Here is a 613-nt window from a genome sequence, read left to right on the forward strand (position 1 = left end):
GGGCATTTCCAGGAGTCATAGGGGATGGCGTGGGTTTTGAGGTAATCCTTGATCTCTGGATTCAACCTCACGTACTCCCCGTTGTAACGCCCTTGATACGGCCCCTTCGGTTCGACTTGGGCGTGCGTGCAAAGTACTTCCACTGGCGCACTGGTCGTTCCCATGATCCACACTTTGATCCACCCGCCCGGTGCAAGGCCGATGGTCAGGTACCGCTGGTAGCCATAGCGGTTGGAGGCCAATACGGAAGGGGCCTTGCTCAGCATCTGCTGGCGCACGGTCACTGGTATATCGATGATCGCGCGATATGTCTGTGGCTCCACCAACGATTGCCAGCGCACATAGATGCGTTGGGGCAAGCCAGCGCCATAGATATCACGGCCTTTTCCGCTACTGATGCGATCACCCCAGCCGACGGGATCGCCACCTAACGCAAACGTCACTGAGCCCTGCATCATGCCGGTAAAAATACGTCCCTGCGTGTCTTCGATATCTGCCGTCTCCAGTGAAGCCTCCATATTGGCAGGCGCACGAAACCCCAGGTACCAACTGTCGTACGGCAGGCCGTTGCGGGGAGTGCTTTGTGTCAGCGCGCATCCTGCGAGCCACAGCG

The 613-nt window shown here is 58.2% G+C and carries 1 protein-coding gene; it reads right to left on the reverse strand.

Annotated elements, in window-relative coordinates:
* Positions 1–613, reverse strand: a 613-nt coding sequence (locus ISP19_RS00010; protein WP_204678171.1) for a DUF2931 family protein, incomplete at both ends; no start/stop codon positions are given.

The sequence above is a fragment of the Dyella flava genome (assembly GCF_016904955.1).
GTDB lineage: Bacteria > Pseudomonadota > Gammaproteobacteria > Xanthomonadales > Rhodanobacteraceae > Dyella_B > Dyella_B flava.